Origin of the sequence: Pseudomonas sp. NPDC089408, assembly GCF_044749445.1 — a bacterium.
Taxonomy (GTDB): Bacteria; Pseudomonadota; Gammaproteobacteria; order Pseudomonadales; family Pseudomonadaceae; genus Aquipseudomonas.
In genome coordinates, this window is the sequence record NZ_JBIVHY010000002.1 from 22,868 (window position 1) to 46,182 (window position 23,315).

A 23,315-nucleotide genomic window follows, 5' to 3' on the forward strand; every position below is an offset into this window, starting at 1 on the left:
CGCAGGATGTACTGGCGGCACTCCGGGTTGGTGATCAGGCGGTACACGGCCAGGGCCAGGTTGTTGGCAACCAGCGAGTCGGCGGTGGAGAAGAAGCCGAGGTTGCGCATGACGATGCGGCGCTCGTCTTCGGTCAGGCCGTCCTGGCTCTTCCACAGGGCGATGTCGGCGGTCATGTTGACCTCTTGCGGCATCCAGTGGTTGGCGCAGCCGTCCAGGTACTTCTGCCAGGCCCAGTCGTACTTGAACGGGACCAGCTGGTTGAGGTCGGCGCGGCAGTTGATCATGCGCTTTTCGTCAACGGCAACGCGGGCCGAGGAGCCTTCCAGCTCGGCCAGGCCTTCGGCAACGTCGAGGGCGTCCAGGGCGGCCTTGGCACGCTTGACGGCTTCGGAGTCAGAAGCGGTAGCCGCACGGGCTTCCAAGGCGGCAGCACCACCGGCGCTGTCCAGCTTGTCGAGGGTAGCGGCGGCAGCGGCCTGCGCAGGGTTATTGCCTTTGGCGGCTACTTCGCCGTCTTCTTTGTCGAATTCGTCCCAGCTCAGCATGGTTTGGCTCCTGCTTGAGGGTTGCCCTGGGGCAACCGCTTGGATTTAAAGAATGTGATGCCTGACGCACGGCCAATGGGCAAATGATCAGCTCGAGAGGCTGACTCTCGTTTACATCTGAATGTGTTCTGGCATGTACCTGGCCAGGCCTCGGGGAGGGGCCAGGACAATCGAATGGTGCTCTTTTCAGAGGGGGCGAAGTATATAGGATTTCGCCTTGGATCGGGGCGCGTCTCTTGCGGGCGAGGGTAAGTTTTTCGACCGGAATTGCGTGCGTCCGTTCACCGGGTTTGTGTTGTTACTACGGGGATGGAGTGTAGCGGTAAAAAGCGGGAGGCACTACATGTTGTAGATTTTTATTTTCAGAACACATCATGTGGGGTTGGCGCGATCCTTGTAGGAGCGGCCTTGTGTCGCGATAGGGCCGCCTAGCGGCCCCGTCGATCCATGCTGCGAAGCTGAAATCGTGGGGGCGCTTCGCACCCCATCGCGACACAAGGCCGCTCCTACAGGGAACGAGTCAACTCGCAGCTAGCGAGTCGGGTGCAGCGTTTCGACGATGTGTGTCTTGGGGTGCTTGCGTGCCTGCTCGACCGAGGTGAAGCGGCCGGTTTCAGCGTTACGACCAATCTTGCGAGATGCCACTTTTTTCCGCGCCATGGGCTTACGTCCTTTTTTGAGAGGTCCTGTTCTTTTACCGAGCTGTGCGAGCGCTGGGCAAAGGGCAAGGTTTCTCCGTGGCGCAGATACAAAAATGCCGCGCGGGGCACCCAAGGGCACCCGGCGCGGCATTCAGGCCTTACTGGCAGGCTTCGCAGTCAGGCTCGTCGATCGCGCAGGCCTTCGGCACTGGCGCAGGGCCGGCTGCCTGGACCGGGGCGCTGTCGCCACCGCTGGAAACGGCGTTGAGCTTGCCGGTGTTGATGGTCGACTTCTCGGTGCTGGTCGCGGCCAGGGCACGGAGGTAGTAGGTGGTTTTCAGGCCACGGTACCAGGCCATGCGGTAGGTCACGTCCAGCTTCTTGCCCGAGGCGCCGGCGATGTACAGGTTCAGCGACTGAGCCTGGTCGATCCACTTCTGGCGACGGGAGGCTGCGTCGACGATCCACTTGGTTTCAACTTCAAACGCAGTGGCGTACAGGTCTTTCAGCTCTTGCGGAATGCGCTCGATCTGCTGCACCGAACCGTCGTAGTACTTCAGGTCGTTGATCATGACCGAGTCCCACAGGCCGCGGGCCTTCAGGTCGCGAACCAGGTACGGGTTGATCACGGTGAATTCGCCCGACAGGTTCGATTTCACGTACAGGTTCTGGTAGGTCGGCTCGATCGACTGCGACACGCCGGTGATGTTGGCGATGGTCGCGGTTGGCGCGATGGCCATGATGTTCGAGTTACGAATACCTTTCTGTACGCGGGCACGAACTGGCGCCCAGTCCAGGCTCTCGTTCAGGTCGACGTCGATGTACTTCTGGCCACGGGCTTCGATCAGGATCTGTTGCGAGTCCAGCGGCAGGATGCCCTTGGACCACAGCGAACCCTGGAAGGTCTCGTAGGCGCCACGCTCGTCGGCCAGGTCACACGAAGCCTGGATGGCGAAGTAGCTGACCGCTTCCATCGACTTGTCGGCGAACTCGACGGCAGCGTCGGAGCCGTAGGCAATGTGCTGCAGGTACAGCGCATCCTGGAAGCCCATGATGCCCAGGCCGACAGGGCGGTGCTTGAGGTTCGAGTTACGCGCTTGCGGCACCGAGTAGTAGTTGATGTCGATCACGTTGTCGAGCATGCGCACGGCAGTGTTCACGGTGCGTTGCAGTTTGGCGGTGTCCAGCTTGCCATCGACAATGTGGTTCGGAAGGTTGATCGAGCCCAGGTTGCAGACCGCGATCTCGTCCTTGTTGGTGTTCAGGGTGATCTCGGTGCACAGGTTCGAGCTGTGGACCACGCCCACGTGCTGCTGCGGCGAACGCAGGTTGCACGGGTCCTTGAAGGTCAGCCACGGGTGGCCGGTCTCGAACAGCATCGACAGCATCTTGCGCCACAGGTCTTTGGCCTGGATGGTCTTGAACACCTTGATCTTGTTGTACTCGGTCAGGGCTTCGTAGTACTCGTAACGCTCTTCGAAGGCCTTGCCGGTCAGGTCGTGCAGGTCTGGCACTTCCGAAGGCGAGAACAGGGTCCACTTGCCGTCATCGAAGACACGCTTCATGAACAGGTCAGGGATCCAGTTGGCGGTGTTCATGTCATGGGTACGACGGCGGTCATCACCGGTGTTCTTGCGCAGCTCGATGAATTCTTCGATGTCCAGGTGCCAGGTTTCCAGGTAGGCACATACAGCGCCTTTGCGCTTGCCACCCTGGTTAACGGCAACGGCGGTGTCGTTGACCACTTTCAGGAACGGCACGACGCCCTGGGATTTACCGTTGGTGCCCTTGATGTACGAGCCCAGTGCACGGACCGGGGTCCAGTCGTTGCCCAGGCCACCGGCGAATTTCGACAGCATGGCGTTGTCGTGGATCGCGTGGTAGATGCCCGACAGGTCGTCCGGCACGGTGGTCAGGTAGCAGCTGGACAGCTGCGGGCGCAGGGTGCCGGCGTTGAACAAGGTTGGGGTCGAGGCCATGTAGTCGAAGGACGACAACAGGTTGTAGAACTCGATCGCACGGGCTTCCTTGTCTTTCTCTTCCAGCGCCAGGCCCATGGCTACACGCATGAAGAACACCTGTGGCAGCTCGAAGCGCACGCCATCCTTGTGGATGAAGTAGCGGTCGTACAGGGTCTGCAGGCCCAGGTAGGTGAACTGCTGGTCGCGCTCGTGGTTGATCGCCTTGCCCAGTTTTTCCAGGTCGAAGTCGGCCAGGGCAGGGTTCAGCAGTTCAAACTCGATACCTTTGGCGACATAGGCCGGCAGGGCCTTGGCGTACAGGTCGGCCATCTCGTGGTGGGTGGCGCTGTCGGCCACGTCCAGGAAGCCCAGGCCTTCGGCGCGCAGGGTGTCCATCAGCAGGCGGGCGGTAACGAACGAGTAGTTCGGCTCGCGCTCTACCAGGGTACGGGCGGTCATCACCAGGGCGGTGTTGACGTCCTTGATGGCCACGCCGTCGTACAGGTTCTTCAGGGTTTCGCGCTGGATCAGGTCGCCATCGACTTCGGCCAGGCCTTCGCAGGCTTCGCTGATGATGGTGTTCAGGCGGGCCATGTCGAGTGGCGCCAGGCTGCCGTCGGCCAGGGCGATACGGATGGACGGGTGCGGCTCGACCACGGCGTCGGTGTTGGCGCGGGTGGCACGTTCCTTGGCACGCTGGTCGCGGTAGATCACGTAGTCACGGGCAACTTTCTGCTCGCCGGCGCGCATCAGGGCCAGTTCGACCTGGTCCTGGATTTCTTCGATGTGGATGGTGCCACCCGATGGCATGCGACGCTTGAACGTGGCGGTAACCTGCTCGGTCAGGCGCGCGACGGTGTCGTGGATGCGCGACGAGGCGGCGGCGGTGCCGCCTTCAACTGCAAGGAACGCCTTGGTGATGGCAACGGTGATCTTGTCGTCGGTGTACGGGACGACAGTGCCGTTACGCTTGATCACGCGCAGTTGGCCAGGGGCGGTGGCAGCCAGATCCTGGTTGGAATCGGCGGCCTGCGGCACCTGGGCCTGCGGGTTCTCGCGAGTTGTGTCGGTTTGCATGGGTGGGTGTCTCCACAGTTTCTATATTGTTCAGGCGCCTTTTGGGCGCCCACCGTTCCGTCCACTTGCTCGATAACCTCGCGGGGATGCGCAATGGCATGCGCATCCGCCCGCGCGGGCGTACCGACTTCGGGACAGACTCAGGAATAAGGGGCAATAGCTTGCCGCTCCCTGGCCGAAGTCAAAGGTTCTGGGCCGGGGCCCAAAAACTGTTGCTGATGGATGCCAGGCCTGGCCTGCAACACCCATACCCGAACAAGGCCCCGGAAGGGCTTGCCTCGGTCGCCTCCGCAGGAGCGGTTTGGCTGCTGAAATCACCTGAAGTTCCACCGGCAAAATCGCTTGATCTTGCGGGTTGACTTTTGTGTGTGATTTTGCACGAACCCCTATATCTAGTGGTTCGCTGCGATCGGGATACAAGATAATGCGGTATTGGGGGCTTTGCAAGGCGAGCGCCTGTGGATAACTTGTGTGTACTTTGTGAGTGAATGGTGGGTATTCGCTGTAGGCCTTGTGCCAAGTGGTTTGCAGTATTTTTCTGCGCCTTGGTGCCCCGAAGCAGTTTTTTTCGGGGGCGCACCCTACCACAAAAAACGGTTCAGTCGAGGGGGTAGCTGGCAGGTTGGCAGTACCTGAGGCGGGACGTAGTATCCGAGGCAGATGTTGCCTTTTGGTTAAAGGGTCGCATTGCCTGTGCCGGCCTCTTCGCGGGTGAACCCGCTCCCACAGTTGTTGTGCAGATCCTGTGTAGGAGCGGGTTCACCCGCGAAAGGGCCGGCAAAGGCAACAGAAAATAACAAGCAAAGGCCAAAGCCATGGACCACCCCGCACCCCGTATCCTCATTGTCGAAGACGACCAGCGCCTGGCCGAACTCACCGCCGAATACCTGCAGGCCAACGGCTTCGAGGTCGCGGTGGAGGGCGATGGCGCCCGCGCCGCTCGGCGCATAGTGGACAGCCAGCCCGACCTGGTCATCCTCGACCTGATGCTGCCCGGCGAGGACGGCCTGAGCATCTGCCGTCGGGTGCGCAGCCAATACCCCGGCCCGATCCTCATGCTTACCGCCCGCAGCGACGAACTCGACCAGGTTCAGGGCCTGGACCTGGGCGCCGACGATTACGTGTGCAAACCGGTGCGCCCACGCCTGCTGCTGGCGCGCATCCAGGCCCTGCTGCGCCGCAGCGATGCGCTCGACAGCAAGCGCCACGACCTGGCCTTCGGCGCACTGCGCATCGACAACCGCCTGCGCGAGGCGCGCTTGGGCGAACAGTTGATCGAACTGACCGGCGCCGAATTCGACCTGCTCTGGCTGCTGGCCAGCAACGCCGGGCGGGTGCTGACCCGCGAGCAGATCTTCACCGCGTTGCGCGGCGTCGGCTACGACGGCCAGGACCGCTCCATCGACATCCGCATCTCAAAGATACGCCCGAAGATAGGCGATGACCCCATCCAGCCCCGGCTGATCAAAACCCTGCGCAGCAAGGGCTACCTGTTCGTCGGCGAGGCGCCATGAACAATTCGATCTTCCTGCGTATATACGGCGGCATGCTGGCCGTGCTGGTGCTGGTGGCCCTGCTTGGCGTGCTCAGCCTGCACTTGGTCAACGAAGTGCGCGCCGCCCAGCACCGCGAGGGCCTGGCCCAGGGCACCTTCAGCTTGATGGCCGACAACCTGGCCATGCAGAACGACACCGAACGCAAGCGCTCGCTGCTGATCTGGGAGCGCCTGCTCGGCGTGCCACTGACGCTGCAGCCGATGACCGCGCGCAGCCTCGACGGCGGCCAGCGAGCACGGTTGTACCGTGGCCTGGTGGTGGTCGAGAAGACTGGCCCGCATGCGGCACAAGTGCTGCGCAAGGTCGGCCAGGAAGACCTGATGCTGGTGGCACAGATCAAACAGATCAGCGAGCAGCTGGCGCGGGCTACTCTTTACCTGCTGACCGACGAACTGGTGCGTTACCCGGTAACCGAACAGCAGCAGCGTCTGGCACAGATAAAGCAGGAAAAGGGCTTCGGCTTTGGTGTTGCCCTGCAGCGCATCGAGCGGGTCAGCCTGGACGATGACCAGCGGCGCCGGGTCGAGGAAGGTGATACGGTGATGGCGCTGGGCAGGGATGGCGATTCGATCCGGGTGTTCGCCGGGCTCGCCGGCTCGCCCTGGGTGCTGGAAATCGGCCCGCTGTACCAGCTCAACCCATACCCGCCGCAGTTGCTCATCCTGATCGCGTTCCTTGGCTTGTGCCTGATCGGCCTGGTGGTCTACCTGCTGGTGCGCCAGCTGGAGCGCCGTGTGTCTGGCCTGGAAATGGCCGCCACGCGCATCGCCCAGGGCAGCCTGGACACCCGCGTACCGGCCGGCGACGCCGACTCGGTGGGGCGGCTGGCCGCTGCCTTCAACGGCATGGCCGAGCACCTGCAGCGCTCGCTGACCATGCAGCGCGAACTGGTGCGGGCGGTGTCCCATGAGCTGCGCACGCCGGTCGCACGCCTGCGGTTTGGCCTGGAGATGATTGAAAGCGCCAGCACCGAGCAGGCGCGCGCCAAGCACCTGGCCGGCATGGACGGCGATATCCAGGACCTCGACAAGCTGGTTGACGAGATGCTCACCTACGCACGCCTGGAGCAGGGCGCGCCGGCCTTGCAGTTCCAGCGGGTCGACCTGGATGCCTTGCTTGACCGGGTGATCGCAGAGCTGGCGCCACTGCGTGCCGATGTGCGCGTGGTGCGCGGTGAGTGTCAGGGCGCGGATGCCGACGGCGCCTGGGTCGAGGCCGAGCCGCGCTACCTGCACCGGGCGCTGCAGAACCTGGTCGGCAATGCGATGCGCCATGCTGAATCGCAGGTGCGCTTGAGCTACCAGTTGGGGCAGCAACGCTGCCGCATTGATGTGGAAGACGACGGCCCAGGCATACCTGAAGGTGTCTGGGATCGCATCTTCACGCCGTTCACCCGCCTTGACGACAGCCGTACCCGTGCCTCGGGCGGGCATGGCCTGGGTCTGTCGATTGTGCGGCGGATCATCTACTGGCACGCCGGGCGGGCCACCGTGGGGCGCAGTGAAGCGCTGGGCGGTGCCTGCTTCAGCCTGAATTGGCCGCGGCAGCAGGCGCCGCTGTAAAAGGTCAGACGCTGACCAGGCTGAGCAGGTGGCCCTCCTGCAGGCAGAACTGGCCTTGCAGCTCTGCGCCCTGTTGCCATTGCGGTGACAGGTCGGTGAGCAGGCGCAGGCGTGCCAGGCCGTTGGCGGACCAGTCGAGCACTTCGGCGTGTTCGAAGTAGAAGCGCTGACGGGTCAGCGGGTAGAGGGTCTTGAACAGGCTTTCCTTCAGCGAGAAGGTCAAGGTGACCGTCAGCCCGACCTGGCGGCGGTCGAGGCGTTCAAGCTCGGCCGGGGTGAGGATTTCACCCATCAGCCGCTCGGCGCGCTCATCATCGAGCAGGGCTTCCTGGTCCAGCCCCAGGCCTTGGCAACTGCCCTCGGCGGCGACCACCGCGGCGGCCCAGCCTTTGCCGTGGGTAATCGAGCCACGAATGCCGCTGGGCCAGATGGGCGAGCGGTCTTCGTGGGTGCCGGGTACGTAGTCGCGGCCGTCCAGGCGCTGCAACGCGGCGCGGGCGCATACGCGGCCGGCCAGGTACTCGGCCTGACGCTTGGGCACTGAGCGTTGCAGGCTGGCGCTGGGGACGATGCCGGCACGCTGGAAGTCGTCAGGGGCCAGGTGGGCGGGGTCGAAGGCGCAACTGACCAGCACTGCGCCGGGCAATGGGCGGGGCAGGGGCCAGTGATGCAGGAGCGGGGCGCAGCAGGCGGGGAGTGTGTTCATGGGGGCTATTGTGCCAGCTGTGCAAGCACTGCGGGAGCAGGCGTGGCAACTCGGTCCTGTAGGAGCGGCCTTGCGTCGCGAAAGGGCCGCGCAGCGGCCCCGGCGATCTTGCAGGGTGGCTGACATCCCCGGGGCCGCTGCGCGCCCCATTCGCGACGCAAGGCCGCTCCTACAAAGATCGCGCGAGCCTTTGGATTTGCTTTATTTGAACACTTTCTTGAAGAACGCCTGCATATCCGCCCACGAACGCTCGTCCGCTGCCTTGTTATAGCCAATGTCCGGCCCGCCATGTTCACCATGGCTCAAGCGGTCCGCATCCGGGTTGGTAAACCCATGCTTGGCCCCCTCGATACTGACAAACTGATAGTTGACCTTGGCTGCATCCATCTCGGCCTTGAACGCCTCTACCTGTTGCGCGGTAACCATGCTGTCCGCCGCACCATGCTCGACCAGGATATCCGCGCGCACCACGCCCGGCTTGGCCGGGGTCTGTGTGGCCAGTGGGCCATGGAAGCTCACCACACCGTCCAGCTTCTCGCCACGGCGCGCAGCGTCCAGCACCACCTTGCCGCCGAAGCAGTAGCCGACGGCGCCCAGCTCATGTTTGTTGGTATTTGGTTGCAGCTTCAGCAGCTCAAGGCCGGCGTCGAAGCGCCTGGCCGCCGCCGCAGGCTCTTTCATCGCCGCCGCCATGAACGCCTGGGCATCCTGCGGGTGCTCGGTGTGCTTGCCGTCGCCATACATGTCGATGGCTAGCGCGTTGTAGCCCAGCGCTGCCAGATCGCGGGCGCGGCGTTTGGCGTAGTCGTTCAGCCCCCACCACTCATGCACCACGACAATGCCGGGGCGTTTGCCTTCGACGGCATCGTCGTAGGCGTAATAGCCGACCAGGCGGTTGCCGTCGGTGTCCTGGTAAGGAATTTCGCGGGTTTGGACCGCCGCCTGGGCGAGGGCGGCGCTGCACATCAGGGTCAGGGCCAGCAGGACACGCATGGGCACTACTCCTTGTTCGGCAATCAGTTCGTTCAGCCGAGGTTCAGTCAGGGTTCAGTCGCGGTTCAGGGTGCCCTGCTTACTCTAGCTTCCAGACCGAAACAGCGCACCCAACTGGAGTAACCTGCCATGAAAACCTTCAACACCCTGCTTGCCGCCATGGCCGTCTGTGCCGCTGGCATCACCACCGCCCAGGCCGCCGACGACAACTTTGCCAGCCTGACCTACGGCCAGACCAGCGACAAGGTTCGCAAGTCCGGCCTGCTGCAGCGCAACACCGACAACCTCAACGCCGACGGTATCATCGGCAAGGATGACACCTGGGGTGTGCGAGTGGGCAAGATCAATGATCAGGGCCGCTACTACATGACCTATGACAACGTCTCGGGCGACCACAGCGGCCTGAAGCTGCGCCAGGAAAACCTGCTGGGCAGCTATGACCTGTTCCTGCCGGTGGGTGATACCACCAAACTGTTCGGCGGCGGCAGCCTGGGCATGACCAAACTCACCCAGGACTCGCCAGGCGCCAGCCGCGATACCGACTACGGTTATGCCTACGGCCTGCAGGCCGGTGTGATCCAGGACATCACCGACAAGGCCTCGGTCGAACTGGGCTACCGTTATCTGCGCACCAATGCTGCGACCGAAGTGGGTGCGCATGGCGGGCCGAAGGACGGTACCCTGCGCCTGACCAGCAGCGCGCAGACTTACCTGGCTGCTTCCTACAAGTTCTGACGGGCGAGTCGCGTTATCCTGTGGCGGCCTCTTCGCGGCTAAAGCCGCTCCTACAAAGGAGTGCGTTTCCCTTGTAGGAGCGCCTTTAGCCGCGAAGAGGCCGCCACAGGCAACACAAATCAAGGAGCTGCACATGAAACTGCTGGTGGTCGAGGACGAAGCCCTGCTTCGCCATCACCTCTACACCCGCCTGGGCGAAAGCGGCCATGTGGTCGAGGCAGTCGCCGATGCCGAAGAGGCGCTGTACCAGGCCGGGCAGTACCACTTCGACCTGGCCATCATCGACCTGGGCCTGCCCGGCATCAGTGGCCTGGAGTTGATCACGCGCTTGCGCAGCCAGGACAAGACTTTCCCCATTCTCATCCTTACCGCCCGTGGCAACTGGCAAGACAAGGTCGAGGGCTTGGCCGCCGGGGCTGACGACTACCTGGTCAAACCGTTCCAGTTCGAAGAGCTCGAAGCGCGCCTGAATGCCTTGCTGCGCCGCTCCAGCGGCTTCACCCAGTCGACCATCGCCGCCGGCCCGCTGGTGCTCGACCTCAACCGCAAGCAGGCCACCCTCGACGAACAGCCCCTGGCGCTGACCGCCTACGAGTACCGCATCCTCGAATACCTCATGCGCCATCACCAGCAGGTGGTGGCCAAGGACCGCCTGATGGAGCAGTTGTACCCGGGTGACGAGGAGCGCGACCCGAATGTGATCGAGGTGCTGGTCGGCCGCCTGCGGCGCAAGCTTGAGGGCGAACATGGCTTCAAACCGATCGATACCGTACGCGGCCTGGGCTACCTGTTCACCGAGCGCTGCCGATGATCCGCTCGCTGCGCGTGCGCCTGATGCTGGCCGCCGCCGTGTTGGCGCTGCTGTTCATGCTGGCCTTGCTGCCTGCCTTGCAGAAGGCCTTCAGCCTGGCCCTGCAGGAATCGATCGAGCAGCGCCTGGCTTCGGATGTGACCACGCTGATATCGGCCGCGCGCATCGAGCATGGCCGGTTGCAGATGCCCACGCTGTTGCCGGACGAGCGCTACAACCTGCCGTACACCGGCTTGCTCGGGTATATCTTCGACCGCGACGGCAACCTGGTCTGGCAGTCGCGTGCCACTGCCGACCGGCACATCAACTATCGCCCGCGGTATGACGGGCGCGGCAACGAATTTGCCCGCATTCACCAGTCCGATGGCGAAGAGTTCTTTGTCTACGACGTCGAAATCAAACTGCTGGGTGGCCAGAGCGCCGCCTACAGCATTGTCGCCCTGCAGCCGGTGAGCGAGTACAAGGCCACCCTCAATGGCCTGCGCGAAAAGCTCTACCTTGGCTTTGGCGCGGCCTTGTTGGCGCTGTTGGTATTGCTGTGGGCCGGCCTGACCTGGGGCCTGCGCTCGTTGCGCCGGCTCAGCCATGAGCTGGACGAGGTGGAGTCGGGCGCCCGCGACGGCTTGAGCGGCGAGCACCCTCGCGAGTTGCTGCGCCTGACCCGCTCGCTCAACCGCCTGCTGCGCAGTGAGCGTGAGCAGCGCACACGCTATCGCGATTCGCTGGACGACCTGGCGCACAGCCTGAAAACCCCGCTGGCGGTGCTGCAGGGCGTAGGCGAAAGCCTGCAGCAGCGCAGCGGCGAGCGTGAGCAGGCGCGGGTGCTGCAAAGCCAGATCGAGCGCATGAGCCAGCAGATCGATTACCAGCTGCAGCGCGCCAGCTTGCGCAAGAGTGGCCTGGTTCGCCACAGCGTGTTGTTGCGGCCGTTACTCGACAGCCTGTGCAGCACCTTGGCCAAGGTTTACCGCGATAAACGGGTAGATGTGCTACTGGAATTGCCCGACGCGGCTCAGGTGCCGATGGAGCAGGGCGCGTTACTGGAAATGCTCGGCAACCTGCTGGAGAACGCCTACCGGCTGAGCCTGAGCCAGGTGCGGGTAAGTTTGGAGCAGGCACCGGGGCGGTTGACCTTGCGTATCGAGGACGACGGGCCGGGTGTGCCGGCCAATCAGCGTGAGCGGATTCTTGAGCGTGGCGAGCGGCTGGACAGCCAGCACCCGGGGCAGGGGATCGGGTTGGCGGTGGTCAAGGATATTGTCGACAGCTATGACGCCGAGTTGAGCCTGGGGGATTCGCCACTGGGCGGTGCTGCCTTCAGAATTACTTTCAGCCTGGAGTGATTGACTGGTTTTGCCGGCCTCTTCGCGGGTAAACCCGCTCCTACAACGATCGCGTACCGTTGTAGGAGCGGGTTTACCCGCGAAGAGGCCGGCACAGGCAACCCACAAGGGCGGATTCCCGCGAAAGGGCCGGCACAGGCAACCCACAAGGGCGGATTCCCGCGAAAGGGCCGGCACAGGCAAACCACAAAGGGCGGATTCCCGCCACACCTCCCTGTACAAATCCCGCCACGGGGCGGAAATCCGCCAGCCTTCCTCAGCCAAATCGCCCTGTCGTTGGGCATTTATCCCAGGCAAACATGGCCTTTGCACCCTTGATGGGCATTTTGGCACCACCCTTGCTATTGATCTTCGCAGAGGCCTGCCCAGGCAGCTCGAACACAACGACAAATCCCTCCGGGTGCAGGAGGGTTAGCGATTCAGGTGCCCCATCACCCTGGGAAGGGTGAACCGGCACACTTGAGGAAGATTAGCCATGACGACACGTCAGCCGCTGTACAAATCCCTGTATGTCCAGGTGTTGGTCGCCATCACCATCGGCATCCTGCTCGGCCACTTCTACCCCGAAACCGGCGTTGCCCTGAAACCGCTGGGTGACGGCTTCGTCAAATTGATCAAGATGGTCATCGCCCCGATCATCTTCTGTACCGTGGTCAGCGGCATCGCCGGCATGCAGAGCATGAAGTCGGTCGGCAAGACTGGCGGCTACGCGCTGCTGTACTTTGAAATCGTCTCCACCATCGCCCTGATCATCGGCCTTGTCGTCGTCAACGTGGTCAAGCCAGGCGCTGGCATGCACATCGACGTCAGCACCTTGAACGCCAGCAGCGTGGCAGCCTACGCCGCCGCTGGCGCGCAGCAGACCACCGTCGGCTTCCTGCTAAACGTCATCCCCAACACCGTGGTCGGCGCCTTCGCCAACGGCGATATCCTGCAAGTGCTGATGTTCTCGGTACTGTTCGGCTTCGCCCTGCACCGCCTGGGCAGCTACGGCAAGCCGGTGCTGGACATGATCGACCGCTTTGCCCATGTCATGTTCAACATCATCAACATGATCATGAAGCTGGCCCCGATCGGTGCCTTCGGTGCCATGGCCTTCACCATTGGCCAGTACGGCGTGGGTTCGTTGGTACAACTGGGCTACCTGATGGCCTGCTTCTACATCACCTGCCTGCTGTTCGTGCTGGTGGTGCTGGGCGGTATCTGCCGTGCCCACGGCTTCAGCGTGATCAAGCTGATTCGCTACATCCGTGAAGAGCTGCTGATCGTGCTGGGCACGTCCTCGTCGGAATCGGCCCTGCCACGCATGCTGGCCAAGATGGAGCGCCTGGGTGCCAAGAAGTCGGTCGTTGGCCTGGTCATCCCGACCGGCTACTCGTTCAACCTGGACGGTACCTCGATCTACCTGACCATGGCTGCAGTGTTCATCGCCCAGGCCACCGACACCACCATGGACATCACCCACCAGATCACCCTGCTGCTGGTGCTGCTGGTGGCGTCCAAAGGTGCTGCCGGCGTTACCGGTTCGGGCTTCATCGTCCTGGCTGCCACCCTGTCGGCCGTTGGCCACCTGCCGGTAGCCGGCCTGGCGCTGATTCTTGGCATCGACCGCTTCATGTCCGAAGCCCGCGCCCTGACCAACCTGGTCGGCAACGCCGTTGCCACTGTGGTCGTGGCCAAGTGGGTCAAGGAAATGGACAACGACAAGCTGGCTTCGGAGCTGGCCTCCGGCGGTGCACCGCTGGTCGATACCCGCCCGACCGACGACCTGGGCGTGGCGGAAGGCCCGGCGCGTTGATAGCGTTGCGGTAAAAACGAAAAAGGCGACCTTCTGGTCGCCTTTTTCATGCCTGCGCGGTCCCCTTGTAGGAGCGGCCTTGTGTCGCGATCGGGGCGCGTAGCGGCCCCACGATTTCCGCCATCCTGCAAGATTGCCGGGGCTGCTACGCAGCCCAATCGCGACGCAAGGCCGCTCCTACAAGGGACCGCGACCAGGCTTGGGTCGTGGTCAGGCCAGCACCACCTCCAACACCCGGATCTGCTCCGGCTGCGGGTAATGCCACCTCACCTGCACATCCCAGAACCTTACCCCATACACCCGCTCCGCCGGTGGCACCTGGTAGGCCGGGCGTGGGTCCTGCGCCAGGCATTGCTCAATCAGCTCCACCAGCGGCTCACCCAACCGAAGCGCATGCTCGCGGGCCTGGGGCAGGGCGCTGTCGGCCCACTGCACGGCAATGGCCGCAGGCGCGGCGCTTGCCATCTGGTTGCGGGCGTCGGCGATGCTGTCGGCATAGGGCACATAGGGCTTGATGTCCAGCACTGGCGTGCCGTCCAGCAGGTCGATCCCGGACAGCAACAGGCGCCCAGGCTCGACGCCCTCCAGGCGCACCACCGACTGGCCGATGCCATTGGGCCGGTGGGTGGCGCGGGTGGCGAACACGCCCATGCTCTTGTTGCCACCCAGGCGCGGTGGCCGCACCTTCAGGCGCGGCTTGTCTTCAAGGGCCTGATGGAACAGAAACAGCAGCCACACATGGCTGACCTGCTCCAGGCCCTCTACTGCATCACCCTGGTCAAACGGCGGCAGCAGCTCCAGCACACCGCGCGCGGCGGGGGCCAGCTGCGGTTGCCGCGGGATAGCGAACTTCTCCTTGAAGCACGAGCGGACGATGCCGACCGGGGCAACCGTATGCTGCATGGCCACCTAGCCGCGCACGCGCAAGGTCAGGCCCTTGAGGAAGTTGCGCAGCAACTGGTCGCCGCACGGGCGGTAGTTGTCGTGGCCGGCCTTGCGGAACAGCGCGCTGAGTTCAGGCTTGCTGACCGGGAAGTTGACCGCCTTGAGGATCGCGTGCAGGTCGTCTTCCTTGAGTTCGAAGGCAACCCGCAGCTTCTTGAGGATCAGGTTGTTGGTGACGGGTAGCTCGACCGGCTGTGGCGGGCGGCTGTCGTCCTTGCCGCGGCGGTAGATCACCAGGCCATCGAGGAAGTGCGCCATCACCCGTTCCGGGCAGCGCACAAAGCCTTCCTCTTCCTCTTTTTTCAGGTAGGTGGCCAGCACCAGGGGATTCACTTCAAGCCCGGAGAGCCCGATGATCTCGGCCATCTTGGCGTCGTTCACCTTGAGCATGTAGCGCAGGCTGCGCAGGACGTCGTTGTGGTTCATTGCTGCAAAATCCTGTTCAGTAGCCGCGCGTTCCAGCGCGGCGTTTTGCTTAGAAACGTTCGGTAGTGACCAGGTAGCGCCATTGGCCCAGCGGCAACTTGCCCATTGACACGCCACCCAGGCGAATACGGCGCATGCTGACCAGCTCAAGGCGCAGGTAGGCGCACAGCTCGGCGATCTGACCAGGCTGCGGGTTTTTCAGGGCCATGCGCAGGTGGGTCTCGTTCTGCCAGCTGGCCTTGGCCTTGGGCAACTCGCGGTCATTGCGGGTGGCGCCGCGGGCCAGGCGTTCCAGCGCCTGGGGCGTGGTTTCGCCGCGTACTTCAACGACGAACTCCTGCTCCAGGCGGCGCAGGTCGGCTTCGACCTTGCGGGTTACCCGCCAGTCCTGGGTAAACACCTGCAGGCCGCTGGCACCGCGCTCCAGCGGCGCTATGCAGGCCTGACGGGTAAAGTGCCCGTGCAAGGCGCGCACGCCTTCACGGTGAGCTTCGCTGAGGCTGCCCATGTTCATGCTGGCGCGGGCGGTTTCGCTGTCCATGCCGGCAGGCTGGTTCAACAGCAGGGTTACCGGCTCGAGGGTTTCGGCACGGGCACCCGGCAGCAATTCGACGCGCTGCTGCTCGACCTTGAACTGCGGTTGCTCGACCACCACGCCATCGACCGTTACCCAGCCTCCTTCAATGTACTGCTCGGCCTCGCGGCGGGAGCAGCCAAGTTGCTCGATGAGGCGTTTGGACAGGCGGACGGGTTCAGACATGGGGTAATTCGCAAAGGCAGGGAAAGACCACCATTGTACCTGCCCCTACGCGGTTGATGATGGGAATCTGTGTCAGTTGCGCCATTTTGCCGACCTGCCGCGGCATATTCAGTCGCCACTTCAGGTGGGTGTACGCATCAGCCTCATGTGTAGCAAGGGGTAGGGTTGCCCCAGGCCGTCGGTGGCTGAGCGGCCGATCACTTCGAAACCTTCATGCAGGTAGAAGCCCAAGGCTTGTGGGTTCTGCTCGTTGACGTCAAGGCATTCGGCATTCAGCTCGTTGATGGCATAGCGCAGCAGGCGCTTGCCAACCCCTTGGCCACGGTAGGCCGGTGCGACGAACAGCATGTCCACCCGGCCATTGGCGACCCCGGCGAAGCCACAGATGCGTTGGCGGTCCTTGCAGCAGATCAGCATCACGGCGTCGAGGTAGCGGCGCAGCACATGTTCTCGCAACAGCAGGATGTAGCTCTCTGGCAGGAAGTCGTGCGTAGCGCGTACCGAGTCCTCCCACACCTGGACCAGTTCGCTGTAGTCGCTCAAGCGCGGGGTTTGCAGCGTCAGTGGCGCAGGCATGCCGAGTTCCTCCGTGGCGATAGGGAAAACATAGCAGGCCAACCACTGGTCGGCTTGTTCGCGCGGCGCTTGAATGCCGGGCTGGCGGGGTCTATTAATTTGATGTGGGAAAAAATCCCACGCGGTGAAAAGAACAAACTGACAATAGAATTCCTGACTGACTTGGCGTTCTCGTGGCGAAGACCTGGAGACGGACTATGCAAATCCACCTGCTATTCAAGAAGGCTCTGCTCGCGGCTGCCGTAGCTGGCGTGCTGTCGGCGTCAATTGTGTTGATCCCTGACTCGATTTCCCATGGGTCCAGTGCCTATGCCAAAGACGGTGGTGGTGGTGGTGGTGGTGGTGGTCATGGCGGCGGTGGCGGTGGCGGTGGTGGCGGTGGTGGTCATGGCGGTGGCGGCGGTGGTGGTCACGGCGGTGGTGGTGGCAGCGGTGGTGGCGGTGGCGGTGGTCACGGTGGCGGCGGTGGTGGCGGTGGCGGTGGTCACGGTGGTGGTGGCAGCGGCGGCGGTCACGGTGGTGGAGGCGGCAGCGGTGGTGGCGGCCACGGCGGTGGTAGCGGCAGCGGTGGTGGCCACGGCAGTGGCGGCGAGGGCGGTGGGCATGCCGGCAACAGTGGCAGCGGCCATGATGGCCAGGGCCACGACGGCAACTCGAACTCCGGGCGCAGCAGTAGTCATGCTGAAGCGGGTGACGATCATGGCAATCACGTTGGTGACGATCACGGCAACCACGTTGGCGGTGAGCCCGGTGACGATCATGGCAACCATGTTGGCGGTGAGCCCGGGGACGATCATGGCAATCATGTCGGCGGCGAGCCTGGCGATGATCACGGCAATCATGTTGGCGGTGAACCTGGTGATGATCACGGCAATCATGTGGGTGGTGAACCGGGTGATGACAACAGCAGAAGCTGATTGGCGCTGACTTGCAGCAGCACATGCAAAACCCAGCGGACGGGTTTTGCGTGAGCAGGTGCCGGCCTGCCTGGCCCTTATCATGTCCTGGCGATGAGCGCCGACAGCCTTTTCTGGTCCCTTTCGGGAAATGGCTGCAGTGGGTGTGGGATGTTTTCCCGCGTCGTATACTCGGTTCCTCTGTCAAGGAATGCGCTCGATGCAATCGCCTGCCTTGCCCCCGTCGATGTTAAGCGCACTGCGGCGTGTCATGCGCCCGCTGGTACGCCTGATGCTGCGCAAAGGGGTTACCTATACGGTGTTCGCCGACCTGCTCAAGGAGGTGTTCGTCGATGTGGCCCACCGCGAGTTTCGCCTGAACGACACCCCCCCAACCGACAGCCGCATCAGCCTGCTGACAGGCGTACATCGTAAGGATGTCCGGCGCCTGCGCAGTGACGCCGGAGTGGCGTGCGAGTCCCTCCCGGAAAACATCACGCTGGGCGCACAGTTGGTCACTGTCTGGACCACCAGCCCGCCATTCTGTTCGCGTCCAGGGCAGGCGCTGGCGTTGCCGCGGCTGGCGAGTGTGGGAGGTGATTGCTCATTCGATGCCTTGGTGGCCAAGGTCAGTACGGATATCCGCGGACGGGTGGTGTTGGATGAGTGGTTGCGCCTGGGGGTGGTGCGGCTTGATGAGCAGGATTGCGTGCACCTGGAAGCCCAGGCCTTCGTGCCGCAGAAGGGCTTTGATGAAAAGGCCGCATACTTCGGCCATAACCTGCATGACCATGCCTGCGCTGCGGTGCACAACCTCAGTAGCGAAGGCCCGCCGTTTTTCGAACGCAGCGTGCACTACGATGCCCTGAGCCCGGCCAGCGTCGAACAATTGCGAGAAGTGGTTGCGAAGGATGGCATGCAGGCACTGCTTGCCATCAGCCGGCTTTCTGCAGAGCTGGAAAGCACGGATGCGCCCAGCGCCGAACAACGTCAGCGCATCACTGTCGGGCTTTATTTCTACACTGAAGCAACCGACCCTGAATTGTCGAAGACACCCGGCCCATGACCCTGTTTGCGCGCTGCCTCAGTGCCGTCACGTTCGCCCTGGTTTTCGGGGTGAACCTGCTGACGCCTGCCGAGGTGGCGGCAGCGCCGGTATGCGTCAGCCGTGACGAAGTGGGTATGGCCGGTGCCGCAAGCTTGCAGTTCCCTGGCGGTACCGGTGGTACCGGCGGCAGGGCGGGCGGGGTCGGCGGTACAGGTGTACGCAGTGACAACGGCGGTGTTGGCGGTACCGGCGCGCCACTTCCTCAGCACCCCGGTGGCACGGGCGGTACGGGGGCGGTGGCCGACGGTGTGGACGGCGCCTACCTCGACCACAGTCACGGTGGTGTCGGGGGGACTGGCGCCCCGATCCTGCGCCCTGGCGGTACAGGGGGTACCGGCATCGTCGGCACCATCACCGGCTTCGCCTCGATCTGCGTCAACGGCATGGAAGTGCACTATGGCAAGGACGTGCCGGTCAGTGAAAACGGCGCACCCGCCAGCAGTGGCCACCTGGCCATCGGGCAGGTGGTGGCGGTAGAGGCATTTGCTACCCAGCGTGGCCTGCAAGCAGGGCGCATTTCGATCCTCAACGTGTTCGAAGGACCGTTGACGGCGTTGCCCAATGCCTCTGCACCGCTGCGGGTCATGGGCCAGCCGGTGCGGCTTGCCGCTGGCGCACGGGTGGCCGAAGGGCTGCGCCCGGGCGAGCCGGTCAAGGTCAGCGGCCTTCGCGATGCCCGTGGCGAAGTAGTGGCTACCCGTATCGAACGGGCGCCCGGCCTCAGGGAGGCCAGTGCGATTGGCGCGATCGACAGCCCAGGCAACCTGCAGGGGCTGAGGCTGGGCACCCGCGTAGCCCCTGCCCGGGAGGTGCTGGTGCGTGGCCAGTGGACGGGGCGTCAGCTGGAGGTGGCGCAAACCCGCCCAGACCCGAGCCTGCCGTTTGCAGGCCGTGTGCAGCAGGCGGTGGTCGAAGGGCTGGTGCAGCGTACACAGGCGCGGCAACTGGTGGTCGCTGGGATCAATGTCACGCTGGGGCAGGGGACGGTGATCGTCGGCAAGCAGGCGCTCGATCAGCGCGTACGGGTGAGTGGGGTGCTCAGTGGTACTCACGAACTACGGGCAACTCGCGTGGAGTTCCAGGATGATCGGGGTGACACTCCGCACAGGGACCATTCGGGACATGGCAGCGGGCATGACACGGACGACTCCGCAGGCGCTGGCAGCAACGGGCATGGCAGCGGCGCTTCGACCGACGTGCGCAGTGAAAGCAGTGATGATCACCGCGGGCGCAGCGCCGTTGAGGACTCCTCTGGGCTTGGCAGTTCTGAGCGCGTAGACAAGTCTGGCAAGTCGGAACCTGTCGAAACCGTGGAGCGAGCCGAAGGCAGCAACAGTGGCCGCTCCGATCGGGTGGAGAGGGTCGAAGTCGAAAAGGTAGAAAAGGTCGAGAAGGTCGAAAAACCGGAAAAAGTCGAGAAGGTAGAGAAAGTCGAGAAGGTAGAGAGGGTCGAAAAAGTCGAAAAGGTGGAGAAAGTCGAAAAGCCTGAAAAGGTCGAGAAAGTGGAGAAGGTAGAAAGAGTCGAAAAGGTTGAAAAGGTCGAGAAACCTGAGAAGGTCGAAAAGGTAGAAAAAGTGGAGAGGGTGGAGAAAGTCGAGAAGGTGGAGAAAGTCGAGAAGGTCGAGGCTCCCGAAAAAATCGAGCATCCGGAGCGATCCGGGCGTTAGCCAACTAGGCTGGGTAAGTCCGACCACACTTCCCGAAACGTCCTGAGGTGCCGATGAGACCCGCGCTCCCTCTTATCGCCTGCGTGTTGTCATGTACCAGTGCGTCGGCCCTGGCCGATACCTTCAGCATTGCCACGGGCGTGGACTATTCAAGTGGTGACTATGGCACGGGGACGACGTCGGAAATCTGGTACGTCCCGCTGGTCGGCAAATATGAGACCGGCCCCTTGACCTACAAGGTCACCGTGCCCTGGTTGCGCATCACTAACCCCGAAGTCGGCCCCAATGGTGACCCCCTGCCAGGCGGTTGCCATGATGTAGAAAGCGGGTTGGGTGACACGGTTGCCAGCGCCGGGTATGCGCTACTCGATGGCAGTGACGGCGGCCTGATGCTCGACCTGATCGGCAAGGTCAAATTTCCCACGGCCGATGAAGACCAATGCCTGGGCACCGGTGAGTACGACTACACCGCCCAGGTCGATATCACCAAAGGCTTTGGCCCGGTCACCGGTTTCGCCACGCTGGGCTGGAAGAAGTTCGGTGACCCGCCCGACAGCGATTTCGACGACCCGATCTTCGCCAGCCTCGGTTTCGCCATACCGGTGGCGACGGGCACTTCGGCAGGCGCCTCCTACGATTGGCGGCAGAAAGTGGTCTCGACGGGCTCGCAAATCCAGGAACTGACCCTGTTTCTCACCCACAAGCTCAACCAGCAGTGGAAAGTGCAGCTTTACGCGGTCAAAGGGTTCTCTGATGCCAGCCCGGATGCCGAAGGCGGGTTGATGCTGTTTCACACGTTCTGACGAAAAAGCCCCTGCGCCGCACATTCCCTGTGGGGAACGCCGGGGCAGGGGCTTTTCAGGTTATAGCCGTTTTAGACAGGCTCAGCCCACATGTCGTACTCGTCGGCATCCACCACACGGCAACGCACTTTGTCGCCTGGCTTGAAGCCGTGGTCGCCATCGATGAACACACTGCCATCGATTTCCGGCGCATCGAAGAAGCTGCGGCCAACCGAACCTTGCTCTTCCACTTCGTCGATCAGCACCTCGATTTCCTTGCCGATGCGCAGTTGCAGGCGGGCAGTGCTGATGGCCTGCTGATGGGCCATGAAGCGGTCCCAGCGTTCCTGCTTGACGTCGTCCGGTACTTCGGCCAGGCCCAGGTCGTTGGCCGGGGCGCCTTCTACCGGCGAGTACTGGAAGCAACCGACACGGTCCAGCTGGGCTTCAGTCAGCCAGTCCAGCAGGTACTGGAAGTCTTCTTCGGTTTCGCCCGGGAAGCCGACGATGAAGGTGGAGCGAATGACCAGTTCAGGGCACTGCTCGCGCCAGTTCTTGATGCGTGCCAGGGTGCGGTCTTCGAACGCCGGGCGCTTCATCGACTTGAGCACTTTCGGGCTGGCGTGCTGGAACGGGATGTCCAGGTACGGCAGGATCTTGCCGGCGGCCATCAGCGGGATCACGTCGTCAACGTTTGGGTACGGGTACACATAGTGCAGGCGGACCCAGGCACCCAGGCTGCTCAATGCTTCGCACAGTTCGAGCATGCGGGTCTTGACCGGGCGGCCGTTCCAGAAGTCGGTCTTGTACTTGACGTCGACGCCGTAGGCGCTGGTGTCCTGGGAAATCACCAGGATTTCCTTGACCCCGGCCTTGACCAGGCGCTCTGCCTCGCTCAGCACTTCGCCTACCGGGCGGCTGACCAGCTTGCCGCGCATCGACGGGATGATGCAGAAGCTGCAGCTGTGGTTGCAGCCTTCGGAAATCTTCAGGTAGGCATAATGACGCGGGGTCAGCTTGACGCCCTGTGGCGGCACCAGGTCGATCAGCGGGTTGTGGTCCTGGCGCGGCGGCACTACTTCGTGCACAGCGTTGACCACCTGCTCGTACTGCTGCGGGCCGGTGACCGACAGCACGCTCGGGTGCACGTCACGGATGCTGCCTTCTTCGACGCCCATGCAGCCGGTGACGATGACCTTGCCGTTTTCCTTGATTGCTTCGCCGATCACTTCCAGCGACTCTGCCTTGGCGCTGTCGATGAAGCCGCAGGTGTTGACCACCACCACGTCGGCGTCCTCGTAAGTGGGCACGACTTCATAGCCTTCCATGCGCAGCTGGGTCAGGATGCGCTCAGAATCGACCAGGGCTTTTGGGCAACCCAGGCTTACGAAACCTACCTTGGGGGTGGCGGGCGTGGTGGACATGACTAACCTCGGTATTGAATGCAGGTCGCCCGGCCGGAATCGGGGGCGATCTTGACGGGCGCTTTCGGCGCCTCTGATCAAAAAGTGCGCAATTCTAGCGAGCGCGGGGTCGCTTGACCAGCAGAAATACGACGAACGCTGCGCTATGCCAGCTAACCGCAAGCTGCTTGCCTGGCAAAACCTCGAAACACAGCCCGGCAATGACTCCCCTTGAATCGAAGGGCCCCACTCGTCACCCTCCTGCGCGTCTGTAAAACCTTCCCTTGAACTTATTCAATTCTTATAGTTTTCTTATAAGGCTGGCGTGTATATGAATACGATCAACTGGACGCGCAAAGCTGTGAAGCAACTCAGGAAAATCGACAGGGTTGATCAGCCAAAGATCTACGATGCTGTGCAGGTTCTGGCCCACATGCCCCATGTTAAAAGCGTCAAGGCTTTGGTTAATCACCACTATGGTTACCGGCTTAGGGTGGGTAACTACCGGGTCCTTTTCGACTGGGACGGCAGCGTGAGAATCGTAAACATCGAGGAGGTCAGGAAGCGCGATGAGCACACCTACTAACGTACAGATCATCAATGATGCCGACGGGCGTCCCGCCTTCGTCGTGCTGCCGTATGCCGATTACATCGCCAGCCGTCCGCAACCGGACCTGGTGCCCAACGAAGTCGTTGGTTATATGGTGAAAGAGGGCGTGACCGCCATTGCTGCATGGCGCAGGCATCTGGATCTGACCCAGGCTGAAGTTGCCCAGCGTCTTGGCATCTCTCAGTCCGCCTATGCGCAGCAAGAAGCTGCCGAGCGTCCACGCAAGGCCACTCGCGAGAAGATTGCCGCAGCGCTCGGGATACCCATGCAGTCTCTGGACCTTTAGTTATAGGCTCAAGATTCCCCCTTACAGGCTTTCCAGCAGAAAATCGACGGACGCTGCGCTATGCTTCGCGCCATTGCGGCAGGGGTACGATCAGTAATCTGGCGCAGGTGGGAATTCTACTGGCC

Annotated in this window: 22 protein-coding genes; 12 read left to right on the forward strand and 10 right to left on the reverse strand. The window is 62.8% G+C overall.

Annotation, left to right across the window (positions count from 1 at the left end):
- The 3 genes from ACIP02_RS03540 to ACIP02_RS03550 form a co-directional block, all read right to left on the reverse strand.
- The coding region (locus ACIP02_RS03540; RefSeq protein WP_400613308.1) for a ribonucleotide-diphosphate reductase subunit beta at positions 1 to 548 on the reverse strand (548 nt) is incomplete at its 3' end.
- A gap of 531 nt (positions 549 to 1,079) precedes the next feature.
- On the reverse strand, positions 1,080 to 1,208 hold the full coding sequence (locus ACIP02_RS03545) for a hypothetical protein (RefSeq protein WP_400613311.1): 129 nt from the start codon (positions 1,206 to 1,208) through the stop codon (positions 1,080 to 1,082).
- A gap of 139 nt (positions 1,209 to 1,347) precedes the next feature.
- Positions 1,348 to 4,227 carry a ribonucleoside-diphosphate reductase subunit alpha gene (locus ACIP02_RS03550; protein WP_400613313.1) on the reverse strand — a complete coding sequence of 960 codons (2,880 nt, stop codon included), beginning with the start codon at positions 4,225 to 4,227 and terminating at the stop codon, positions 1,348 to 1,350.
- Between the two features lie 815 nt (positions 4,228 to 5,042).
- Here ACIP02_RS03550 and ACIP02_RS03555 point away from each other — a divergent pair.
- Both ACIP02_RS03555 and ACIP02_RS03560 read left to right on the forward strand, forming a co-directional pair.
- Positions 5,043 to 5,741: a response regulator gene (locus ACIP02_RS03555; protein ID WP_400613315.1), complete on the forward strand. Its 699-nt coding sequence runs from the start codon at positions 5,043 to 5,045 to the stop codon at positions 5,739 to 5,741.
- Positions 5,738 to 7,345, forward strand: coding sequence for an ATP-binding protein (locus tag ACIP02_RS03560; protein WP_400613317.1), 1,608 nt, complete (start codon positions 5,738 to 5,740; stop codon positions 7,343 to 7,345). The genes ACIP02_RS03555 and ACIP02_RS03560 overlap by 4 nt, the downstream gene beginning before the upstream one ends.
- A 4-nt stretch (positions 7,346 to 7,349) precedes the next feature.
- On the opposite strand, the gene ACIP02_RS03565 is transcribed toward ACIP02_RS03560, so the two are convergent.
- Both ACIP02_RS03565 and ACIP02_RS03570 read right to left on the reverse strand, forming a co-directional pair.
- Entirely contained in the window at positions 7,350 to 8,051 is a 702-nt protein-coding gene (locus tag ACIP02_RS03565) for a 4'-phosphopantetheinyl transferase (RefSeq protein WP_400613319.1), read from the reverse strand.
- A gap of 201 nt (positions 8,052 to 8,252) precedes the next feature.
- Entirely contained in the window at positions 8,253 to 9,044 is a 792-nt protein-coding gene (locus ACIP02_RS03570) for a dienelactone hydrolase family protein (protein WP_400613321.1), read from the reverse strand.
- 129 nt (positions 9,045 to 9,173) lie between these two features.
- Between ACIP02_RS03570 and ACIP02_RS03575 the strand changes: the two genes are divergently transcribed.
- The 4 genes from ACIP02_RS03575 (at position 9,174) to ACIP02_RS03590 (ending at position 13,731) form a co-directional block, all read left to right on the forward strand.
- The gene (locus ACIP02_RS03575; protein WP_201207853.1) at positions 9,174 to 9,779 is read left to right on the forward strand and encodes an outer membrane beta-barrel protein; all 606 of its coding nucleotides are present in this window, start codon (positions 9,174 to 9,176) and stop codon (positions 9,777 to 9,779) included.
- 133 nt (positions 9,780 to 9,912) lie between these two features.
- A complete protein-coding gene (locus ACIP02_RS03580; protein WP_025340281.1) occupies positions 9,913 to 10,590 on the forward strand; it encodes a response regulator in 678 nt (225 codons plus the stop codon).
- Positions 10,587 to 11,933: an ATP-binding protein gene (locus ACIP02_RS03585; RefSeq protein WP_400613324.1), complete on the forward strand. Its 1,347-nt coding sequence runs from the start codon at positions 10,587 to 10,589 to the stop codon at positions 11,931 to 11,933. The genes ACIP02_RS03580 and ACIP02_RS03585 overlap by 4 nt, the downstream gene beginning before the upstream one ends.
- A 475-nt stretch (positions 11,934 to 12,408) precedes the next feature.
- On the forward strand, positions 12,409 to 13,731 hold the full coding sequence (locus ACIP02_RS03590) for a dicarboxylate/amino acid:cation symporter (protein ID WP_201207850.1): 1,323 nt from the start codon (positions 12,409 to 12,411) through the stop codon (positions 13,729 to 13,731).
- Between the two features lie 210 nt (positions 13,732 to 13,941).
- On the opposite strand, the gene tsaA is transcribed toward ACIP02_RS03590, so the two are convergent.
- The 4 genes from tsaA to ACIP02_RS03610 all read right to left on the reverse strand — a co-directional run bounded on the left by tsaA (position 13,942) and on the right by ACIP02_RS03610 (position 16,438).
- Positions 13,942 to 14,634 (reverse strand): tRNA (N6-threonylcarbamoyladenosine(37)-N6)-methyltransferase TrmO, encoded by a 693-nt coding sequence (gene tsaA / locus ACIP02_RS03595; protein WP_400613327.1) that lies wholly within the window; start codon positions 14,632 to 14,634, stop codon positions 13,942 to 13,944.
- Positions 14,635 to 14,640: 6 nt separating this feature from the next.
- Complete coding sequence (locus tag ACIP02_RS03600) at positions 14,641 to 15,102, reverse strand: DUF1456 family protein (protein ID WP_400613330.1); 462 nt, start codon at positions 15,100 to 15,102, stop codon at positions 14,641 to 14,643.
- 49 nt (positions 15,103 to 15,151) lie between these two features.
- Complete coding sequence (locus tag ACIP02_RS03605) at positions 15,152 to 15,862, reverse strand: rRNA pseudouridine synthase (RefSeq protein WP_400613332.1); 711 nt, start codon at positions 15,860 to 15,862, stop codon at positions 15,152 to 15,154.
- A gap of 120 nt (positions 15,863 to 15,982) precedes the next feature.
- Positions 15,983 to 16,438, reverse strand: coding sequence for a GNAT family N-acetyltransferase (locus ACIP02_RS03610; protein WP_400613334.1), 456 nt, complete (start codon positions 16,436 to 16,438; stop codon positions 15,983 to 15,985).
- 197 nt (positions 16,439 to 16,635) lie between these two features.
- On the opposite strand from ACIP02_RS03610, the gene ACIP02_RS03615 reads away from it, so the two are divergent.
- The 4 genes from ACIP02_RS03615 (at position 16,636) to ACIP02_RS03630 (ending at position 20,912) form a co-directional block, all read left to right on the forward strand.
- Positions 16,636 to 17,355 carry a hypothetical protein gene (locus tag ACIP02_RS03615; protein ID WP_400613336.1) on the forward strand — a complete coding sequence of 240 codons (720 nt, stop codon included), beginning with the start codon at positions 16,636 to 16,638 and terminating at the stop codon, positions 17,353 to 17,355.
- A gap of 199 nt (positions 17,356 to 17,554) precedes the next feature.
- Positions 17,555 to 18,400 (forward strand): DUF6502 family protein, encoded by an 846-nt coding sequence (locus tag ACIP02_RS03620; RefSeq protein WP_400613338.1) that lies wholly within the window; start codon positions 17,555 to 17,557, stop codon positions 18,398 to 18,400.
- A complete protein-coding gene (locus tag ACIP02_RS03625) occupies positions 18,397 to 20,109 on the forward strand; it encodes a DUF5666 domain-containing protein (protein WP_400613341.1) in 1,713 nt (570 codons plus the stop codon). Before ACIP02_RS03620 ends, ACIP02_RS03625 begins: the two co-directional genes overlap by 4 nt.
- Positions 20,110 to 20,162: 53 nt before the next feature.
- Entirely contained in the window at positions 20,163 to 20,912 is a 750-nt protein-coding gene (locus ACIP02_RS03630) for a hypothetical protein (RefSeq protein WP_400613343.1), read from the forward strand.
- Between the two features lie 71 nt (positions 20,913 to 20,983).
- Here ACIP02_RS03630 and rimO read toward each other — a convergent pair whose 3' ends face one another.
- A complete protein-coding gene (gene rimO, locus ACIP02_RS03635) occupies positions 20,984 to 22,315 on the reverse strand; it encodes a 30S ribosomal protein S12 methylthiotransferase RimO (protein ID WP_201207575.1) in 1,332 nt (443 codons plus the stop codon).
- A 310-nt stretch (positions 22,316 to 22,625) separates the two neighbouring features.
- Between rimO and ACIP02_RS03640 the strand changes: the two genes are divergently transcribed.
- Positions 22,626 to 22,880: a type II toxin-antitoxin system RelE/ParE family toxin gene (locus ACIP02_RS03640; RefSeq protein ID WP_400613345.1), complete on the forward strand. Its 255-nt coding sequence runs from the start codon at positions 22,626 to 22,628 to the stop codon at positions 22,878 to 22,880.
- On the forward strand, positions 22,864 to 23,190 hold the full coding sequence (locus tag ACIP02_RS03645; protein ID WP_400613347.1) for a helix-turn-helix domain-containing protein: 327 nt from the start codon (positions 22,864 to 22,866) through the stop codon (positions 23,188 to 23,190). Before ACIP02_RS03640 ends, ACIP02_RS03645 begins: the two co-directional genes overlap by 17 nt.
- Positions 23,191 to 23,315: the final 125 nt, after the last annotated feature.

Coding starts and splice junctions, on each gene's coding strand:
- ACIP02_RS03545 (WP_400613311.1), bottom strand. CDS start 1,208: ATGGCGCGGAAAAAAGTGGCATCTCGCAAGATTGGTCGTAACGCTGAA.
- ACIP02_RS03550 (WP_400613313.1), bottom strand. CDS start 4,227: ATGCAAACCGACACAACTCGCGAGAACCCGCAGGCCCAGGTGCCGCAG.
- ACIP02_RS03555 (WP_400613315.1), top strand. CDS start 5,043: ATGGACCACCCCGCACCCCGTATCCTCATTGTCGAAGACGACCAGCGC.
- ACIP02_RS03560 (WP_400613317.1), top strand. CDS start 5,738: ATGAACAATTCGATCTTCCTGCGTATATACGGCGGCATGCTGGCCGTG.
- ACIP02_RS03565 (WP_400613319.1), bottom strand. CDS start 8,051: ATGAACACACTCCCCGCCTGCTGCGCCCCGCTCCTGCATCACTGGCCC.
- ACIP02_RS03570 (WP_400613321.1), bottom strand. CDS start 9,044: ATGCGTGTCCTGCTGGCCCTGACCCTGATGTGCAGCGCCGCCCTCGCC.
- ACIP02_RS03575 (WP_201207853.1), top strand. CDS start 9,174: ATGAAAACCTTCAACACCCTGCTTGCCGCCATGGCCGTCTGTGCCGCT.
- ACIP02_RS03580 (WP_025340281.1), top strand. CDS start 9,913: ATGAAACTGCTGGTGGTCGAGGACGAAGCCCTGCTTCGCCATCACCTC.
- ACIP02_RS03585 (WP_400613324.1), top strand. CDS start 10,587: ATGATCCGCTCGCTGCGCGTGCGCCTGATGCTGGCCGCCGCCGTGTTG.
- ACIP02_RS03590 (WP_201207850.1), top strand. CDS start 12,409: ATGACGACACGTCAGCCGCTGTACAAATCCCTGTATGTCCAGGTGTTG.
- tsaA (WP_400613327.1), bottom strand. CDS start 14,634: ATGCAGCATACGGTTGCCCCGGTCGGCATCGTCCGCTCGTGCTTCAAG.
- ACIP02_RS03600 (WP_400613330.1), bottom strand. CDS start 15,102: ATGAACCACAACGACGTCCTGCGCAGCCTGCGCTACATGCTCAAGGTG.
- ACIP02_RS03605 (WP_400613332.1), bottom strand. CDS start 15,862: ATGTCTGAACCCGTCCGCCTGTCCAAACGCCTCATCGAGCAACTTGGC.
- ACIP02_RS03610 (WP_400613334.1), bottom strand. CDS start 16,438: ATGCCTGCGCCACTGACGCTGCAAACCCCGCGCTTGAGCGACTACAGC.
- ACIP02_RS03615 (WP_400613336.1), top strand. CDS start 16,636: ATGCAAATCCACCTGCTATTCAAGAAGGCTCTGCTCGCGGCTGCCGTA.
- ACIP02_RS03620 (WP_400613338.1), top strand. CDS start 17,555: ATGCAATCGCCTGCCTTGCCCCCGTCGATGTTAAGCGCACTGCGGCGT.
- ACIP02_RS03625 (WP_400613341.1), top strand. CDS start 18,397: ATGACCCTGTTTGCGCGCTGCCTCAGTGCCGTCACGTTCGCCCTGGTT.
- ACIP02_RS03630 (WP_400613343.1), top strand. CDS start 20,163: ATGAGACCCGCGCTCCCTCTTATCGCCTGCGTGTTGTCATGTACCAGT.
- rimO (WP_201207575.1), bottom strand. CDS start 22,315: ATGTCCACCACGCCCGCCACCCCCAAGGTAGGTTTCGTAAGCCTGGGT.
- ACIP02_RS03640 (WP_400613345.1), top strand. CDS start 22,626: ATGAATACGATCAACTGGACGCGCAAAGCTGTGAAGCAACTCAGGAAA.
- ACIP02_RS03645 (WP_400613347.1), top strand. CDS start 22,864: ATGAGCACACCTACTAACGTACAGATCATCAATGATGCCGACGGGCGT.